Origin of the sequence: Magnetovibrio sp. PR-2 (genome assembly GCF_036689815.1) — a bacterium.
Taxonomy (GTDB): Bacteria; Pseudomonadota; Alphaproteobacteria; order Rhodospirillales; family Magnetovibrionaceae; genus Magnetovibrio.
The window spans coordinates 117,467-135,954 of the sequence record NZ_JBAHUR010000010.1 but is presented as its reverse complement, the minus strand read 5'-3'; the positions used below and the strand labels follow the sequence as shown (position 1 = coordinate 135,954).

Sequence of the window (18,488 nt, the reverse complement as noted above, 5' to 3'; positions counted from 1 at the left end):
TTAAATCCCAGAGCTTAAGCCCCGCGCGCCGCGTCGTGCACAACCTTGCCCAAAATGGTGGCCGGGACGACACATGTGCTGCCTTCGTCGGCCATGATTTCGGTGGCGCGGTTGTAGATGTCCATAACCAAGTCGGCCAAGTCGATGCTGAGGCCCTTGGGTAGCTTGGAAAACAGACCGTCCATCTGCACCACCAAACGCTCAATGCCGATGCGCAGTTCGACTTCGCTTTCTGCATTTTTGGAAATGTCGGCCACTTTGCGCGCCAGCACCAAGACGAAGCCTTTGCTCCAACACGTGATGCGCGCCTTGTCGCCCTGGGCGGACAGCAGCTCCATATCCTCAACGGTGAGCTGTTGAGCAATGGCCGTGGCGTCCAGTCCTTTGGACACGGCGTCATAGAGCTTCAAGATAAGCTCGGACAACACATAGCCCCGGCATTTCGTGCCTTTTGGGCACAGTAAGCAGTTCTTCATTTAGGTCCCCATAGATGTTCGTTTACAAGCCCCAAGGCTTGGCCCTTCTCCCTGTCGGGATATGTTACACAAATTGGAAAAGGACGACAAAACAAAACGGGCCCCCGCAAAGGAGCCCGTTTTATAGATTTAGCTGGTCAGCTGGATCAGTGAGCCGCAGGGCTTGCGCCCAGAGCACCCAGCATGGCTTCAGCCGTTGCGATTTCTGCTTCGGCGTTGGCTTTTTCCACGTCGCTGGATGCTTTTTCCAAAGCCGCTTGAGCCGCTTCGAGACGGGCTTGTGCGGTTTCTTCGTTGAGCTCCATCACGGACGTGGCTTCTTCCGCCAACAGCGTGCAACGGTCGGGCGTGACTTCAACGAAACCGCCGGAGACGAAAATGCTTTCCATCACCTTGCCGTTTTCGTGGATGTCCACCACACCCGGGCGCACGGTTCCGATCAGCGGCGTGTGACCCGCCAATACACCGATGTCACCTTCGGAGCACGGTACGACGACCATGTCCACACCTTGGGATTTAACCAGGCGTTCCGGTGAGACCAGTTCGAATTCGACCCGTTCGGCCATGTGCTTTACTCCAACTTAAGAGAGGATTAGGCAGCTTCCGCAGCCATTTCCTTCGCTTTTTCGATCGCTTCGTCGATGGTGCCAACCATGTAGAAGGCCGCTTCGGGAAGGTGATCGTATTCGCCTTCGACGATGCCTTTAAAGCCTTTGATGGTGTCTTCCAAGGAAACCAGTTTACCCGGGGAACCCGTGAAAACTTCAGCAACGTGGAACGGTTGGGACAAGAAGCGTTGGATTTTGCGTGCGCGAGCAACGATCATTTTGTCTTCTTCGGACAGTTCGTCCATACCCAAGATCGCGATGATGTCTTGCAGACCTTTGTAGGTTTGCAGAACCTGCTGAACTTCGGTGGCAACGCCGTAGTGTTCTTCACCAACAACGCGCGGATCCAAAACGCGGGACGTGGAGTCCAGCGGATCAACAGCCGGGTAGATGCCGAGCTCGGCGATCTGACGGGACAAAACCGTGGTTGCGTCCAAGTGAGCAAACGAGGTTGCCGGTGCGGGGTCAGTCAAGTCATCCGCAGGAACGTAGATAGCTTGCACAGACGTCACAGAACCTTTTTTGGTGGAGGTAATGCGTTCTTGCAAAGCACCCATGTCTGTGGCCAACGTCGGCTGGTAACCCACAGCAGACGGGATACGACCCAACAAAGCGGACACTTCGGAACCAGCTTGAGTGAAGCGGAAGATGTTATCCACGAAGAACAACACGTCCTGGCCTTCTTGGTCGCGGAAGTATTCAGCCAGCGTCAGACCCGTCAGAGCCACACGTGCACGTGCTCCCGGCGGTTCGTTCATCTGACCATAAACCAGGGCAGCTTTGGAGCCGTCACCTTCGAGGTCGATAACGCCGGATTCGATCATTTCGTGGTACAGATCGTTACCTTCACGGGTACGTTCACCAACACCGGCAAACACGGAATAACCACCGTGGCCTTTTGCGATGTTGTTGATCAGTTCCATAATCAGAACCGTTTTACCCACACCAGCACCGCCGAACAGACCGATCTTACCGCCTTTGGCGTAAGGGCCGATCAAGTCAACGACTTTGATGCCGGTTTCCAGGATTTCCGCGTCCGTAGACTGGTCTGCGAATTCCGGGGCTTCGTTGTGGATCGGTGCGGTTGCTTTGGTTTCAACCGGGCCACGTTCGTCAATCGGCTCGCCGATGACGTTCATGATACGGCCCAGCGTTTCCGGACCAACGGGAACCGAGATCGGCTCGCCGGTGTCGTGAACTTCTGCGCCGCGTTGAATACCGTCGGTAGAGTCCATAGCAATCGTGCGAACGACGTTTTCGCCCAAGTGCTGTGCAACTTCCAAAACCAGGCGTTTGCCTTCGTGCTCAAGATCCAAAGCGGTCAGGATGTTGGGAAGGTCTCCCGACGGGAAACGCACGTCGACAACGGCGCCCAAAACCTGAGTGATATGTCCGATGTTTGCCATCGCTGTAGCTCCTTAAAGGTATCAGCGTATTCTTACAGCGCTTCCGCGCCGGAGATAATTTCAATCAATTCACTGGTGATCGCCGCCTGACGCGAACGGTTGTACGTCAGCGTCAACTTGTCGATCATGTCCCCAGCGTTGCGGGTAGCGTTGTCCATAGCGGTCATGCGTGCGCCGTGTTCGGACGCCGAGCTTTCCAACATAGCTTGGAAAACTTGAACACCGAGGTTCTTGGGAAGCAAGACTTCCAAGATTTCGGTTTCTTCGGGTTCGAATTCGTACGCAGCTTTCAGCTCACCGTCGTCAGCCGGGTCCATTGCATCGTCCGATGCAAACGGGATCAGCTGGGTGTTCGTGACGATTTGCGTCATGGCCGATTGGAATTTGTTGAAGACGATGGAGCAGACATCAAACTCGCCTGCTTCATACATTTCCGTGATCTTATCGGATACGGCGGTTGCTTCGGCGTATTGGATGCCCTTCTTGCCGCCGACACCAATGACGCTATCAACGATATCGCCTTTGAATTCAGCTTTCAGAAGGTCCGCACCTTTGCGCCCGACACACAACAGTTTCACCGTTTTGCCTTCGCCCTTCATCTCGTGAACGAGACGACGGGATTCGCGAACGATGGAGCCGTTGAAGCCGCCACACAGGCCACGGTCCGAAGTGAAAACGACCAACAAATGCGTCTGGTCGTTACCGTTACCGGCAAGAAGCTCCGGACCACCTTCCTGACCGGCGAAAGAGCCGGCAAGGGAACGCAGCACCGTGTCCATGCGCTCGGAATAAGCGCGAGCGGACTCGGCGGCCTCCTGGGCGCGACGGAGTTTAGCCGCCGCAACCATTTTCATGGCCGAAGTGATCTTGCGCGTCGATTTGACGCTGTCGATCCGGTTTTTTAGGTCCTTAAGGTTAGGCATGAGACGTTGTCCCGCTCCGTTCCTAAGCTCTCAAATTAAGCAAACGTTTTAGTGAAGTCTTCGATGAACTTCGCCAGTTTGCCTTCGGTTTCTTCAGACAGCGCTTTCTCATCGCGGATGGTGGCCAGGATGTCGGCACCTTTGGAGCGGAACTCGCCGAGCAAAGCATGCTCGTAACGGGTCACGTCTTTGGTGTCGATCTTATCCAGGTAGCCTTTAACACCCGAGTAGATAATCGCAACCTGCTCTTCAACGGTGAGCGGGCTGTACTGCGGCTGCTTCAAAAGCTCGGTCAAACGTGCACCACGGGCCAGCAGTTTCTGCGTCGCCGGATCCAAGTCGGATGCGAACTGCGCAAACGCTGCCATTTCACGGTACTGAGCCAGTTCCAACTTAATGGAGCCAGCAACCTGCTTCATGGCTTTCACCTGAGCGGATGAACCCACACGAGACACCGACAGACCGACGTTCACAGCCGGGCGGATGCCTTTGTAGAAGAGTTCCGATTCCAAGAAGATCTGACCGTCGGTGATGGAAATCACGTTGGTCGGAATGTATGCGGACACGTCACCAGCTTGGGTTTCGATGACCGGCAGAGCCGTCAAAGAACCGTTGCCGGCTTTGTCGCCCAGCTTACAGGCGCGTTCCAACAAGCGAGAGTGCAAGTAGAACACGTCACCCGGATAAGCTTCGCGGCCCGGCGGGCGGCGCAGCAACAGAGACATTTGGCGATACGCAACAGCTTGCTTGGTCAAATCATCGTAGAAGATGACCGCGTGCTGGCCATTGTCGCGGAAGAATTCACCGATGGTCGCACCCGTGTACGGTGCCAAGAACTGCATCGGAGCCGGGTCGGAAGCGGTAGCCGCCACAACCACGGAGTATTCCATCGCGCCGTTCTCTTCGAGAGATTTCACCAACTGAGCAACCGTGGAGCGCTTCTGACCGACAGCCACATAGATGCAGAACAGCTTCTCGCTGTCCTCCGTCGCGGCGTCGTTAATGCTTTTTTGGTTGATGATGGTGTCGATGATCACGGCGGTTTTACCGGTTTGGCGGTCACCAATGATCAATTCACGTTGGCCGCGGCCAATGGGGATCAGAGAGTCGATCGCTTTCAAACCCGTTTGCATCGGTTCGTGAACCGATTTACGCGGGATGATGCCCGGGGCTTTCACTTCAACACGACTGCGGGTCGCGTCTTCGATCGGGCCTTTACCGTCGATGGGGTTGCCGAGACCGTCGACAACACGGCCCAGAAGGCCTTTGCCGGTCGGTACGTCAACGATTTCACCGGTACGTTTAACAGTGTCGCCTTCTTTGATGGTACGGTCATCGCCGAAGATAACAACACCAACGTTGTCTTCTTCGAGGTTGAGCGCCATGCCTTTAATGGCGCCCGGGAACTCGACCATTTCACCGGCTTGGACATTGTCCAAACCGTAAACGCGAGCGATACCGTCACCAACGGACAGGACCTGACCAACCTCAGCAACTTCTGCTTCGGTTCCAAAATTAGCGATTTGATCTTTCAGAATTGCGGAAATTTCCGCGGCACGGATATCCATTATCCAATCCCCTTCATTGAGAGGTGTAGTTGCTGCAACTGGGTTTTAAGCGACGAGTCGATCATGCGGGAGCCGACCTTGACGATCATGCCGCCAAGCAGACTTTCGTCCACCTCGGCCTCCACGGAGACATTGGTCCCCACTGCTTTTTTCAACACGTCGGAAACGGCAGAGAGTTGAGCATCGCTCAACGTCTTCGCCGAAACAATCTGCGCCGTGGCTTCGCCCCGGCGGTGAGATAACTGACTGAGAAACGCCTTGATCATGCTGTCCAGCGCAAACAAGCGACGGTTTTGAGCGACGGTTCCAACGAAGTTGGACGTGAGCTCATCCATTCCGGCTTTGTCGGCAATGGCCGTCATAACCTTGGCTTGTTCGGAGCGGGAAAGGACCGGCGAGGAAAGGACAGAGCCCAATTCTTCGCTGTCTTGGATCAAAGACCCCAATGCTTTGAGGTCTTCGGCGACTTTGTCCAGCTTGTTTGCGGACTCGGCCAGCTCGAATAGAGCTTTGGCGTAGCGGCCCGCAAGGCCGGTTGTACCTGTGGTCTCGGATGACACCTGGGAGAATCCCTGACCTGAGTGTTAGCCTGAGGGGCCTTAGTGGCCCCCTTTTCATGAATGTCGCACCGCTGCATAAAGTGTTCATGCTGCTAGTGCGAACGCGGTGTTATCTATCACACGGTTTTGGGCCTTGCAAGACGACTCTTCGGATATTTTTTTGCCCGGAATTCTTAGGCTTTGGCAGGTTTGTGACAAACTGCCGTACATGCCATTTTGCACATATTAGCCACCGCCGAAATGAACCCTCTCAAAAATTTCACAAATGGCGGAATTCCGCCCATAATTCACATACAAAAAGCAGCTTTTGGAGACGTTCTAGATTCTGCATAGATTCCGCAGGTGCGAAATCGGTTCAATTTTAGGCTTACAAAAAACTTTGCGGATCGACGTCGATTTGGATTCGGGCACCCTTGACGCGGGTGACGCGGCCTAACCATTCGCTCACAATTTTTTGCGGTGCAACACCAGATTCCAGTTTCATGAGCAATCTGTGGCGAAATTTGCCCCGCAATTGGGCCAAAGGGGCGGGTGCCGGGCCCAAAACTTGGACCCCGTCATATCTGGGCGCCGAACGCGCCAGGTTGGCGGCCTGATTTTCCACATCGATGACGTTTTTCCCCGACACAATCAGCGACACCAAGCGTCCGAACGGCGGCATGGAGAGTTCTTCGCGCGCGCGGATCTCTTCGGCAATGAAGCTGTCGCGCACGCCGGACTTCATCGCCTGCATCACCGCATGGTCGGGCTGAAACGTCTGCACCAGCACGCGGCCAGGCTTGTCCCCGCGCCCGGCGCGCCCGGCGACTTGATACAAAAGCTGATAAGTCCGCTCCGCCGCACGCAGATCGCCCCCGGCCAGACCGAGGTCCCCATCCACCACGCCCACGAGGGTCAACAGCGGAAAGTGGTAGCCCTTTGCCACCAATTGCGTGCCGATAATTAAGTCCACGTCGTGACGCTCAATTTTCTCCACCAACGCTTGGGCGGCCATGGGTCCGGTAATGGTGTCGGAGCTCGCCATGGCTAAGCGGGCGTCGGGGAACGTGTTCATGGCCTCTTCGGCCAAGCGCTCCACCCCCGGCCCGCACGCGGCAAAGGTGCCTTCGCAAGAACATTCGGGGCACTGGGTGGGCATCTGAATGTTGTGGCCGCAGTGGTGACACTGCAAACGCCCCCGCACCCGGTGTTCCACCAGCCACGCCGAACAGTTGGGACATTTCATGCGAAACCCGCAGGTCCGACACAGGGTCAGCGGCGCATAGCCGCGCCGGTTCAAAAACAGCATGGCCTGCTGGCCCGCTTCGAAGGTTTGGGTGAGCGCCTCTTGCAAACTGGGCGACAACCAGCGCGTCGCGGGCAGCTTTTCCTTGCGCATGTCGATCAAGTCGAGCTCCGGCAGAACCGCACCGCCATGGCGTTCGGGCAAATGCAACAGGGCATATTTGCCGGTTTGTGCATTGATCACGCTTTCCAGCGATGGCGTGGCCGAGGCCAAACAAACCGGGATTTTCCCCAAGTGCCCACGGACAACCGCCATGTCCCGGGCATGATAGATAACGCCCTCTTCTTGTTTAAAGGCCGGGTCGTGTTCTTCGTCCACGACAATCAGGGCCAAATCTTTGTAAGGCAGAAACAAAGCCGAGCGTGCACCGACCACGACGCTGGCCCGTCCGTCCGCCACCGCGCGCCACGTTTCGCGCCGTTCGCGCTGGCCCAGGTCTGAATGCCACTGGGCCGGGCGCGCGTCAAAACGCTTTTCAAACCGCGCCAGCCACTGTGACCCCAGCGCGATTTCCGGCAACAACACCAAAACCTGTTTGCCCTGGCGCACAGCTTCGGCGACGGCTTCGAAATAGACCTCGGTCTTGCCCGAGCCCGGCACGCCGTCCAGCAGCATGGATGTATAGCGTTCCCGCCCCACCTTCGCCGCCATTTGGTCGGCGGCATATTTCTGTGCTGGCGACAGCTCTGGCCCCGCTTTGTCCGGGTCGGGTCGATCGAAGTGCTGAGGCCGGACCTGTTGGGCTTCGACCAGCGCGCCTTGTTTGGCGAGCCCCGCAACGACCGCAGGCGAGCACCCGGCCTCCAACGCCGCTTCGGACGCGGTGAGCGGCGGGCCGTCTTTGAGAACCTTCAACACACTTTCGCGGGTCTTGGTCATTTTGATGTCAGGCAGCGGGTCGGCCACACGGTAGGCCTTCACCCCCTTGGGCGGTTCAATGGCGTCGGTCACACTCATGGCCATCTTTAAAACGGCACCCTGAGACGACAAGGTGTAGCTCGCGACCCAATCGACGAATTTGCGCGAGACTTCGCTCATGGGCGGGGCGGGCAACTTTTCAAAGACGGCGCGCAATTTACTGTCCGCGACGTCCCCCGCGCCTTCGCCCCAAACCACGCCGATGAGCTTGCGCGGCCCCAATGGCACGCGCACAAAATCGCCGGGGCGCAGGCTTAGGCCTGGCGGGACTTTATAGTCATAGACCTTACCCAACGGCACCGGCAGCAAAACGCCGCACCGTTCACCTGGTCCCATTTCCATCGAATCGTCACTCATGGCCCTAAGCTTAAGTCCAAATGCTTGGAAGGAAAGCCTTAACGAATATGGATCAGAATATGAACCCATCGATTCGCCCCATCAACCGGGGCATTTGCGCGAGATGCCTAAACAGGGGCCAGAGGGACGACCATGAGCAGCACACAACACGCCAAATCCTTTTTAAGTGAGGATGAAATCGGCCAATACTTGGTGAAACACCCGGATTTCTTTTCCAGAAACCCGGACGTTTTGGTGCAGATGAACGGCCCCGTGGCGCTGGAGCGCCCCGACGGCGCGATCGATTTCCAAGCCGCCATGGTCGACAAAATGCGCGACGAGATGCAGAACCTGACGGCCTGCGCCCAAGACGTGATTGAGACCAGCCGCACCAACATGACCTACCTGACGCGCACCCACGCGGCGACCTTGGCCTTGTTGTCGGCCCAAGACGCCGAGCACATGGCGCGCATCATGACCCAAGATTTACCGCTGTTGCTGGACGTGGATTGCGTCAGCTTCGGCTTCGAACAAGACTATAAAGCCGAAGCCGCGCTGCGCCTGCCCGGCGTCAAAATGCTGCCGTTCCATTATCTGGATGCGACTTTGGGTGAAGGCGCCGATGTGGCTTTGGTCCGTGACATGCTGGATGACGGCACCGTGTTTGGCGAAGACAGCACCATGGTGCGTTCCGCAGCCCTTGCCCGTTTGCGGCCCAACGCGACACTGGCGGGCGGTGTGCTTGCCTTAGGTTCCTCCATCCCCGGCGCGTTCCACCCGGGCCAAGGCACCGACTTGCTCAACTTCTTGGCGCGGGTCACTGAAAAGCTGTTCACCAAATGGCTGTCCCAGGGCTAAACGGTACACCTCTGCAAGACGTTCCGGCGGCGCCGGATGTTGTGAATGCGCTGTCCAAGTGGCTGGATTGGCTCAGCCATGAAAAACGCTATAGCCCCCACACAATCGACAATTACCTACGCGATTGTGCAAAGTTTCTGAGCTTTCTCAGCGCCCACAAAGGCCGCGCGCCCGACCTCAATATGTTGGACAACCTCAAAGCCCTGGATTTTCGCAGTTGGCTGGCGCGGCTCAATGACGCCGGGAAAAGCCGCACCACCATGGCCCGCCAGTTTTCATCGCTGCGCACCCTTTATAAATATCTTGAGCGCGAAGGGCTGGTGAACAACGCCGCCGTTCACGCTGTGCGCACGCCCAAGCTGCCTAAATCTGTGCCCAAGGCGTTGACCATGGAAGACGCCCTGGAAATGGTCGAAACCGTGAGCCAACTCAGCGACGAGCCCTGGGTTGGTAAGCGTGATGAAGCGTTGTTGAAACTGCTGTACGGCTGTGGTCTGCGCATCAGCGAAGCCCTGAACCTCAACGTCTGTGACATTCCCGCAGGCGACACCATGACCATCACCGGCAAAGGCAACAAGCAACGCGTCGTGCCGGTCCTGCCTGCCGTCAAATCCGCCATTGAAGCCTACGTCAAAGCATCGCCCTACCCGCAGACCCAGGACAGCCCGCTGTTTTTGGGCGTGCGTGGAAAACGCCTTAACCCCGGCACCGCCGAAGCCCAAGTGCGCAAAATCCGCGCGCTGATGGGTTTGCCCGATTCCGTCACCCCGCATGCGCTCCGCCACAGCTTCGCCACGCACCTGCTCAGCGGTGGCGGAGACTTGCGCACCATCCAAGAATTGATGGGCCACGAGACCCTATCCACCACCCAGCGCTACACCGATGTCGACGCCCAACGCCTGCATGCGGTTTACTCCACAGCGCACCCGCGCGCCAAACGCCGGCGTTGAAGACTTAAAGACCCACCACACCCCGCACCAAGTCCTTCAAACCCCACGCAAAAACCGTGGGCGCATAGTACTGCCCTTGTTTTGAGCTTTTCTAATATAAAACTGATCAACTGATAAAAAACGAAGGGGAGAACGACACCATGAAACGTACGATATCCGTCGTGCTTGTGAGCTTGGCTGCGCTGTTCGGCGCAACCTCAACGGCCATGGCTGAAACCGTCATGAAACCGTTCATATTGTCGTCGGTGGAATCCGGTTCCGTCGAAGCGCGCAAAGCTCAGGTTTCTGCAAAATTGGACCAAGCCGGGTTCGACATTGTTGGCACTTATGCACCGTTCGCCGGGGCGGAGGTTTTGATTGTCACCAATGACCATCTGAAAAAACAAGCCGCCAAAACCGAATTTGGGGCTTATGGCGCGGCGCAGCGCATCTCCATCACCGATATGAACGGCGAAATTCAAGTCGCCTACACCAACCCTGCCTATATGGCGGCGGCTTATCGCATGGACGCCGATATGGCCCCCGTTGCCCAAGCCCTGGAAACGGCGCTGGGCAATCAAGGTGAATTTGGCCCCGAAGAAGGCATGACGGCGGATGATCTGGAAGACTATCACTACATGTTTTTGATGCCCTACTTCGACGACCCGAACCGTTTGGGCTCCGCCAAATCGTACACGGAGATGGTCGAACGTATCGAAACCAACCTCGCCCAAGGTGTCGGCGGAGCCAGCAAGGTGTATCGCATTGACATCCCCGGCAAGGAATCCACCGTCTTTGGCATTGGCCTAAAAGGTGAAGGCGAAGAGGGCCGCCAGCAAGACGATGCTTGGGTCATGAGTGAGATTGACTTCAAACCAACCCGGTCCACCGCGCACCTGCCGGTCGAAATCGTGGTCAGCGGAAAATTCGCCTGGGCGTTGTCCGCGCGCTTTCGCATCGCCATCAATTTCCCCGATCTGAGCATGACCGGGGACAACAGCTTTATGAATATCATGGGTGCACCCATTGCCATTCAAAAGGCCCAGACCCTGGTTGCCGGGGGCACGTACACCGGTGACGGTAAGTATGCAGACTAACAAGCGTCCAAGTTTAAGCCGCTGGCAACATATGACTTTCTCTATGTTGCCAGCGGTTTTCTCAATCTGACGCAGACCTGACTTATAGGCTTCACGCAATCACAATCAAATTGTTCCAATTGCCTGATAGTTCTAAGTATGGTTAAATTCGATCAACCATAAGGAGAGCGCGCGTGAATTCCTTACATCCCGTACAGCTTGACCCTGTAGACTCGCAAAACTGCCTGGACGAGATCACACGCCGTGCGGCCCGTGTGGCCTTAGGGGGGCATGATGCTGTGCGCGTGCCATACATCTGCCAATTGTCAGGGTCGGCAGAAGAGTTGATGTTGATCAGCACCTTCGCCGCTGAGCGCATGGTTGTCGCCACCAACGGTCAAATTGACGTTCTCGAGGCCCGCTTACTGGCGTTGGTGCATATCGCCAAACTCTGCATCACGGACATTGCCGAATTGATGCACATGTCCACCAAACGTTGCCAAGTCCTGTTGGACGACTTGGAGCGGCGCGGCTTGGTATTTTCCCACAACGTCGACGGTATGGCGTGTTACGTCCAAAACGAAGGCGAAGTCCACAGCCAGTTCACCGATTTGGCCTTAGGCGCGTTGCACGCTTAAAACATTTGTTTTTCCACACGCATTCTGACTGTTGTGTCAGACACGTTCGCATTATCTTGAAGCCATAGAAAAGGGATGGCGTTTTACACATGGTCGTTTTCACACGGGATCGAAGAATTCTCCATGCTCTGTGGCGAAGTGGCCCCAGGTTTGGCTGCGCACGCGCCCTTTTGGTTATCGTGTCGATTGTTGCTTGGGCCTCTCCATCCCTGGCGAAAGATGACAGCAAAGATTTCAGCTACAAAGTTTTGGGCCAAACCATTCCGACCTACGAAGGTCGCCTTGATCGCGACAAAGTGGACGCGTCGAGAAAAACCAGAAGCCGCCCGGGCGTGTTCAAAGGGAATTACGTCGGGTGCAAAAAGCGCGAAGACATCCTGGCCTACAACCAAGCCAAAACAGACGATGACCGAAAGCTGATGTCCAAAATCAAAACGCGGGGGCGGTGCGTTCTGTTGTCGGGACGCAGCTATCGCCCCGTGATTGTCGGGTATGACACCAGTGCCGTTATCTTAACAAAAGACCGCTCGGGCACTTTGACCTGGGTGATGACCCTCGCACTGGTGGTTGCCCCCCCGCCATCCCGGCCTGCATTTTTTCAATATGACGATTAAGCAGAACGCAAGATTTTCGCCTTAATCTTGTTCATTCCAAGGCTTGGGGATGAAACAAGATGCTGAAAGAAATCCTTTTCCTAACCACCGGCAACCTTCATGGTTGGGCCACGCGTCTCATATCTGGCTTATGTGCTGATTTGGAAAACGTCGGCCTGACCGTTGAGCGGGTCGCCTTGGATCAACTGGCCCGTGAAGACATTAATCTTCTCCTCGATAAGCTTGCAACGCCGTCTGAAGATCGTCTTTTGATAACGTTCAACGGCCGGGTTGAGTTTCCAGGCCAACTTCCCAATGGCGAACCTTATAAGCTGGGGTGTCGCCACTTGTGCTGGATCGTGGACAATCCGGGGGCTCATTTACAAGCTCTGCGCCGGCTCCCACCCGATACATACATCGGCGTCATTGACGAAAGCCATATATCCGCGCTGCGCTGGCTTGATTTGGATCTTCAAGGTCTCTTTGTTCCGCACAAACCCGACAGCTTGTCCATTGACTTCGCGTCTCAAAGCAACAGAACAAATGCCGTCGCCGTTCCAGGAAACATTGGTCCCGTCCTGTCCTGCGAGGCCTTCAAAAGCCAAAACCCGCCCCAGCTGCACCCCTACATTGAGGCCGCCTGTGCAGCCGCCGAAACGCTCAGCCGCAAACCTGGCGTCGTCCATGACCTATTTCAAGACAGCTGCACGTCTGTAGGCGCCAACATGGCTGAGCTCAATGCCGATCTGCGTTCCGGTTTGTTGTCGTATATCGAGAGCACAGGACAAAATCTGGCGCGACGCAGATTGATCAAAGCCCTTGCCAATCACGTTGAAGTGGATGTCTTTGGTGACGTTGCAAACCCCGCCGAATTCGACGGCAAAACCATCTACTTCCATGGCGTAAGCGATTATGAAACCGTCTTAAGCGCATGTGGCACACGGCAAGCCGTGGCGAATGTCACGCCAAAGTATGCCAGTGGCGCGACAGAACGCGTATGGGATGCCTTAACACAAGGCGCACTGGTTTTATCCACGCAGACAACGCAGCTGTCGGGCGCGTCAGATATCCCAGGGGTTCGTTTTATCGACTTGGAATTGGACGATGAAGACCTGTCACGCTCTTTAGCTAAATGGGTCCAAGGTGACGCGCTTTCAAAAGAACGTGCACGACTGGCGGACCAGACATATACAAACGATCCAACCCAGTCCCGCGCCCAGCACATCGTCAATTATTTTTCCGATTGAGAGACACGCATTGCCCCCATTGCCCCGTCAACAATGGGGTATTGGCTATACCAACGCTCACCGATAGATAGAGCTTGTCCTCCCGGTTTAAACAGTGCTTTAATTTATGTATGATGAAACGCACATTCTATCTTTTCACAGCCATTGTCTTTCTCAACGCTTGTGATGATAGCCCTGAAAAATCTGTGACTTCTGAATTGGCCGCCGGGGAAGCAATCTATCAAGAGCATTGCGCCCAGTGTCACGGGCCGGACCTTCAAGGACAGCCCAACTGGCAGGTCCAAAACGCGGACGGGACCGTGCCCGCCGCGCCGCTAAACGGCGAAGGACGGGCCTGGAAGCTCAGCGACGACTTGCTGTTTCGCTCCATCAAATTGGGAGGCACGTCCATCGTTCCATCCAATTTTCCAAGCAACATGCCAAGTTTTCAAGAGCATCTCACAGACGAACAAATCTGGATCGTGCTGCGCTATATCAAAAACCGCTGGACCCCCATGGCCCGCGCGCGCCAAGAACGCATGAATACGAAATAAGTCTGCAGACGCAAAAGGCCGCGCGACCCATGGGGATCGCGCGGCCTCGAAACCTTACGGTCGAATTGACCTTACGGCTTTTTCGGCGTGGTGTAAGGAACTTCTTTTTGGAACTCAACCCACGTGGTTTTGTAACCGACGTAGCCTTTTTCGTTCGGCTCCATTTGGGTCGTGGTCAGGTATTCGGTTTTACCTTCAGGAACCTTATCACGCATGCTTACGTTAGCCATGAATTCACCTCTCGTTAGACAGTCGAGACCCCCTCAACCAGCGACAGCGCTGAACGTGATCCCAACAGATTTTTCTCATATTTCGAAAACATAATATACAGATTAGGCTCAAACATGCAAATCCCCTTTTTTCAGGGGCCAAATTTGCCCAAAATCCAACAAAAAAGGGCTCAAAAACAATCCAACGCATTTCGATCTCTGAACGAGCGTCCCCGACAAACCATAAGGAGACATTTCGTTCAATTCTGATAGGCTGAGCCTGATCAATCCATGGTTTCGGCAAGCCACAGAAACTCTTGCAAAAGTGATTGCAATAACCGTACGTTACACTGGGGGATAAAAAATGCTCGGAAATCCGTTTATGAGAAACACAGGTATTTACCTCGTTCTCTTGATCGTTTTCGCTAGCGGTTTTGCCCACGCTAAAAATCTAGATGATAAACACATGCCCGCAGCGGTGCAGAAGCCGGTCCTGCCCATCGTCTATCATCCAAATTACAACATCCGTTTTCTCGGTCTCGAAAATTTTCACCCATTCGACACGCGAAAATACGAAAAGATTTATGACTATCTTGAAGGCGCTGGTCTATTCGACCGATTTGATCCCGTGCAAGCATCAATGCCAAGTGAGGCCGATCTCTTGCGGGTGCATCCACCAGCGCATTTAGCTTATTTAACAACTGCATCAGCAGCAGCGAAGTACACGGAAATGTCAACATTGGCATACCTGCCCAATGATTTAATCGACAATGTACTGACCTCTCGCCAACGGCTGGCCACCGGCGGAACGGTCATTGCTGCTCAGCTTGCATTGAAACACGGATGGTCAATCAACTTAGGTGGGGGGTATCACCATGCCGGGCAAACGACTGCTGAGGGATTTTGCGCCTATGCCGATGTGCCCATTGCCATCGAACATGTTCGGGCGAACAGCTTAGGCCCAAAGAAATTCCTGATCATTGATTTCGACGCACACCAAGGCAACGGGCATGAAAGCATCTATGGCGATGATCCAAACGTGAGAATTTTGGATGCCTTCAACGCGCAGGTATATCCCTATGCCCAGCACCTTTACGGCGCAATTGATTGGTCCGTTAAACTCGGTATGGGCACGCCAACAGAAGTCTATCTTCGGACAATCAAAAATGCCCTACACAGCGCCACAACGCAGTATCGGCCTGATTTGATTTTTTATTATGCTGGCTCCGACATCCTGAGCGGGGATCCTTTAGGTGGATTGGACGTCTCTCCAGAGGGTATGGCAGCCCGCGACCTTGCCGTTTTCCTTGCCGCAAAAGAGCTGGAAATTCCGATCGTCATGACCCTCTCTGGCGGGTATCAGAAATCCAATGCCGATCACATCGGCAAGTCCATCATAGGTATCCTGACAGCTTTTGATCTTTTGTAGACCGCCCGATCAACCCTTGATACCCGAAACTTAGCGTCGTTGTGGCGGTCGCTGTTCTGGATCAAATCCAACAAAAAGGGCGCGGAATGGCTCCGCGCCCTTTTGATACTGAAAACGTCTGGATTAGACGTGTATAGCGCGTCCCAAGCAAGCTAGGGCGGCTTCTTTGACCGCCTCGGACGTGCCGGGGTGGGCGTGGGATGTGCGGGCGATGTCTTCGGACGAGCCGCCGAATTCCATCGCCAACGCGACTTCTTGGATCAGCTCACCTGCACCCGGGCCGATGATGTGTGCGCCCAAGACCTGGTCGGTTTTGGCGTCGGCCAAAATCTTCACGAAGCCTTCGGTGTTGCCCACCGCACGCGCGCGCGAATTCGCCATGAACGGGAACTTGCCGACGGTGTAGTCAATGCCGTCTTTTTTGAGGCCTTCTTCGGTGCGACCCAAAGCGGCAATTTCCGGCTCCACATAGACAACGCCGGGGATGGCGCCGTAGTTCACGTGGCCGGCTTGACCGTCCAAGGTTTCGACCAAGGCGATACCTTCTTCTTCGGCTTTGTGGGCCAGCATCATGCCGCCGATGACGTCGCCGATGGCGTAGATGCCCGGAACGTTGGTGTTGAAGTGACCGTCGGTTTTCACAAACCCGCGCTCATCCGTTTCCACGCCCGCTTTGTCCAGACCCAGATTGTCCGTGAACGGACGACGGCCAATGGCCACCAGAACCACGTCGGCTTTAAGCTCTTGCGCGTCGCCACCCGCAGCCGGTTCGACCGTTAGCGTCACGCCGCTTTTGGACGTTTTCGCCGCCGTGACTTTGGTGCCGGTTTTGAAGTTCATGCCTTGCTTTTTCAGCGTGCGCTGGGCTTGCTTGACCACTTCACCGTCCATGCCCGGCAAAATCGCGGGCAGGAATTCGACCACGGTGACGTCCGCGCCCAACCGGCGCCAGACCGAACCCAGCTCCAAACCGATAACACCGCCGCCGATGACGACCATGGATTTGGGAACTTTGGGCAGGCTCAATGCACCCGTTGACGTGACGATTTGTTTTTCGTCGATGTCCACACCCGGCAGCGGAGCAGGCTCGGAACCCGTTGCGATGATGATGTGTTTGCCGGTGTAGGTGTCGGAACCCACTTTGATTTCACCGGGTTTGGTGAATTCGGCAGCGCCGACAATACGGGTGATTTTGTTCTTTTTGAACAGGAAGTCGATGCCCTTGGTCAGATCGCCGACCACGGCGTCTTTGCGCCCCAGCATGGCTTTCAGATCCAGCTTGGGCTTGGCAACTTTCACACCGTGGGCTTCCATGCCGTGCGCCGCTTCTTCATAAAGATGCGAAGACTGCAGCAACGCTTTGGACGGAATACAGCCCACGTTCAAACACGTCCCGCCCAGCGTTTCGCGTTTGTCGACGCACGCCGTGTTGAAACCCAATTGCGCGGCGCGGATGGCGGCGACGTAACCGCCCGGCCCGCCGCCGATGATGATGACGTCAAATGCGTTATCGGCCATTTGTTAAATCCTCACCTTTTCTCTTAAGCGTCCAACAGGATGCGTTCGGGATCTTCCAAGCACTCTTTAACGCGCACCAGGAAGGTCACTGCTTCGCGACCGTCAACGATGCGGTGATCGTAAGACAGCGCCAAGTACATCATCGGACGAGCTTCGATAGAACCGTCTGCCATGACCATGGGGCGTTGCTGAATTTTGTGCATGCCCAAGATGCCCGATTGCGGCGGGTTCAAGATCGGCGTGGACAACAACGAACCGAAGATGCCGCCGTTGGTGATGGTGAACGTACCGCCCGCCATTTCGTCCATGGTCAAACGGCCTTCACGGGCACGCGTGCCATAATCGGTGATGGACTGTTCGATGCCGGCAAAACCCAACGTGTCACAGTCGCGAACCACCGGAACCACCAGACCGTTTTCGGTGCCGACAGCGATGCCGACGTCATAGTGGTTTTTGTAGATGATGTCGTCGCCGTTGATCTCAGCGTTGATCGCCGGCAACTCACGCAGTGCGGTAACGCACGCTTTGGTGAAGAACGACATGAAGCCCAGCTTGACGCCGTGTTTCTTCAAGAAGTCGTCTTTCAAACGATTGCGGCATTCCATCACGTTGGTCATGTCGACTTCGTTGAACGTGGTCAGCATGGCCGCCGTGTTTTGCGCTTCTTTCAAGCGTTCGGCAATGCGGCGACGCAGACGTGTCATGGGCACGCGTTCTTCGCGCGGGCCGACCGGGCGCGGCGGATACTGTGCCGGGCTTGGTGCTGCGACGCTGGCCGAAGCATTGGCTGCAGCTTCAGACGGGCTTTGTGCCGGAGCCGAGACAGCTGCGGGTGCCGGAGCAGCCTTGGCCGTTTCCAAATGCGCCAACACGTCGCCTTTGACGATGCGGCCATCTTTGCCGGTGCCGCGAATGGCCGACGGGTTGATGTTGTTTTCGGTGATCAGCTTTTGCACCGCCGGGGACAGCTGATCCGCAGCCGACGTGCTGGCCGCAGCAGGTGCAGCTGCAGGTGCCGGAGCTGCAGCAGGTGCCGGAGCTTCAGCCGCAGGGGCCGGAGCCGCCGGAGCAGCCGCTGCGCCGCTTTCATCAATGGTGCCTAAGATTGTGTCGAGCTCAACATCGGTGCCTTCAGGGGCGGCGACGTTGCTGAGCGTGCCAGCAGCCGGGGCCGGAACCTCGACCGTGACTTTATCGGTTTCCAACTCGACAATGGGTTCGTCTTGCGCCACGGCTTCGCCCGGTTGTTTAAACCATTTTGCGACCGTTGCTTCAGTGACCGATTCCCCCAGAACAGGCACTTTAATATCGGTAGCCATTTTTTTGACCTCTCACTTCCATACTGCCCTTTTCGGGCATCTAAAATTCGTTCGTTAAC

The 18,488-nt window shown here is 55.7% G+C and carries 18 protein-coding genes; 8 read left to right on the top strand and 10 right to left on the bottom strand.

Translation table 11 applies throughout. The features are described 5' to 3' along the window. Positions 1–14: 14 nt before the first annotated feature. The 7 genes from V5T82_RS13045 to V5T82_RS13015 all read right to left on the bottom strand — a co-directional run bounded on the left by V5T82_RS13045 (position 15) and on the right by V5T82_RS13015 (position 8,101). The gene (locus V5T82_RS13045; RefSeq protein WP_332896088.1) at positions 15–476 is read right to left on the bottom strand and encodes a hypothetical protein; all 462 of its coding nucleotides are present in this window, start codon (positions 474–476) and stop codon (positions 15–17) included. Between the two features lie 146 nt (positions 477–622). Further along, the gene (locus tag V5T82_RS13040) at positions 623–1,042 is read right to left on the bottom strand and encodes a F0F1 ATP synthase subunit epsilon (protein WP_332896087.1); all 420 of its coding nucleotides are present in this window, start codon (positions 1,040–1,042) and stop codon (positions 623–625) included. A 26-nt stretch (positions 1,043–1,068) separates the two neighbouring features. Further along, entirely contained in the window at positions 1,069–2,490 is a 1,422-nt protein-coding gene (gene atpD / locus V5T82_RS13035) for a F0F1 ATP synthase subunit beta (protein ID WP_332896086.1), read from the bottom strand. A 32-nt stretch (positions 2,491–2,522) separates the two neighbouring features. Then, on the bottom strand, positions 2,523–3,413 hold the full coding sequence (locus V5T82_RS13030; protein ID WP_332896085.1) for a F0F1 ATP synthase subunit gamma: 891 nt from the start codon (positions 3,411–3,413) through the stop codon (positions 2,523–2,525). Between the two features lie 35 nt (positions 3,414–3,448). Next, on the bottom strand, positions 3,449–4,981 hold the full coding sequence (gene atpA / locus V5T82_RS13025) for a F0F1 ATP synthase subunit alpha (protein ID WP_332896084.1): 1,533 nt from the start codon (positions 4,979–4,981) through the stop codon (positions 3,449–3,451). Next, on the bottom strand, positions 4,981–5,541 hold the full coding sequence (locus V5T82_RS13020) for a F0F1 ATP synthase subunit delta (RefSeq protein ID WP_332896083.1): 561 nt from the start codon (positions 5,539–5,541) through the stop codon (positions 4,981–4,983). Before V5T82_RS13020 ends, atpA begins: the two co-directional genes overlap by 1 nt. Before the next feature lie 367 nt (positions 5,542–5,908). Beyond that, positions 5,909–8,101 (bottom strand): primosomal protein N', encoded by a 2,193-nt coding sequence (locus V5T82_RS13015; protein WP_332896082.1) that lies wholly within the window; start codon positions 8,099–8,101, stop codon positions 5,909–5,911. A gap of 132 nt (positions 8,102–8,233) precedes the next feature. On the opposite strand from V5T82_RS13015, the gene V5T82_RS13010 reads away from it, so the two are divergent. The 7 genes from V5T82_RS13010 (at position 8,234) to V5T82_RS12980 (ending at position 13,954) form a co-directional block, all read left to right on the top strand. After that, entirely contained in the window at positions 8,234–8,938 is a 705-nt protein-coding gene (locus tag V5T82_RS13010; protein ID WP_332896081.1) for a DUF484 family protein, read from the top strand. Then, positions 8,920–9,888 carry a tyrosine recombinase XerC gene (locus V5T82_RS13005; RefSeq protein ID WP_332896080.1) on the top strand — a complete coding sequence of 323 codons (969 nt, stop codon included), beginning with the start codon at positions 8,920–8,922 and terminating at the stop codon, positions 9,886–9,888. The genes V5T82_RS13010 and V5T82_RS13005 overlap by 19 nt, the downstream gene beginning before the upstream one ends. 140 nt (positions 9,889–10,028) lie before the next feature. Continuing rightward, on the top strand, positions 10,029–10,964 hold the full coding sequence (locus tag V5T82_RS13000) for a hypothetical protein (protein ID WP_332896079.1): 936 nt from the start codon (positions 10,029–10,031) through the stop codon (positions 10,962–10,964). Between the two features lie 173 nt (positions 10,965–11,137). Next, the gene (locus tag V5T82_RS12995; RefSeq protein WP_332896078.1) at positions 11,138–11,581 is read left to right on the top strand and encodes a hypothetical protein; all 444 of its coding nucleotides are present in this window, start codon (positions 11,138–11,140) and stop codon (positions 11,579–11,581) included. A 179-nt stretch (positions 11,582–11,760) separates the two neighbouring features. Continuing rightward, complete coding sequence (locus V5T82_RS12990) at positions 11,761–12,195, top strand: hypothetical protein (RefSeq protein ID WP_332896077.1); 435 nt, start codon at positions 11,761–11,763, stop codon at positions 12,193–12,195. 59 nt (positions 12,196–12,254) lie between these two features. Continuing rightward, entirely contained in the window at positions 12,255–13,421 is a 1,167-nt protein-coding gene (locus tag V5T82_RS12985) for a hypothetical protein (RefSeq protein ID WP_332896076.1), read from the top strand. A 185-nt stretch (positions 13,422–13,606) separates the two neighbouring features. Further along, entirely contained in the window at positions 13,607–13,954 is a 348-nt protein-coding gene (locus V5T82_RS12980) for a c-type cytochrome (RefSeq protein WP_332896075.1), read from the top strand. 71 nt (positions 13,955–14,025) lie between these two features. Here V5T82_RS12980 and V5T82_RS12975 read toward each other — a convergent pair whose 3' ends face one another. Further along, the gene (locus tag V5T82_RS12975) at positions 14,026–14,184 is read right to left on the bottom strand and encodes a hypothetical protein (protein WP_332896074.1); all 159 of its coding nucleotides are present in this window, start codon (positions 14,182–14,184) and stop codon (positions 14,026–14,028) included. Positions 14,185–14,527: 343 nt separating this feature from the next. On the opposite strand from V5T82_RS12975, the gene V5T82_RS12970 reads away from it, so the two are divergent. Continuing rightward, entirely contained in the window at positions 14,528–15,592 is a 1,065-nt protein-coding gene (locus tag V5T82_RS12970) for a histone deacetylase family protein (RefSeq protein WP_332896073.1), read from the top strand. A gap of 123 nt (positions 15,593–15,715) precedes the next feature. Here the strand turns inward: V5T82_RS12970 and lpdA are convergent, their stop codons facing one another. Together lpdA and odhB are read right to left on the bottom strand one after the other, a co-directional pair. Continuing rightward, on the bottom strand, positions 15,716–17,110 hold the full coding sequence (gene lpdA, locus V5T82_RS12965) for a dihydrolipoyl dehydrogenase (RefSeq protein WP_332896072.1): 1,395 nt from the start codon (positions 17,108–17,110) through the stop codon (positions 15,716–15,718). A gap of 23 nt (positions 17,111–17,133) precedes the next feature. Next, positions 17,134–18,429 carry a 2-oxoglutarate dehydrogenase complex dihydrolipoyllysine-residue succinyltransferase gene (gene odhB, locus V5T82_RS12960; RefSeq protein WP_332896071.1) on the bottom strand — a complete coding sequence of 432 codons (1,296 nt, stop codon included), beginning with the start codon at positions 18,427–18,429 and terminating at the stop codon, positions 17,134–17,136. Positions 18,430–18,488 lie beyond the last annotated feature (59 nt).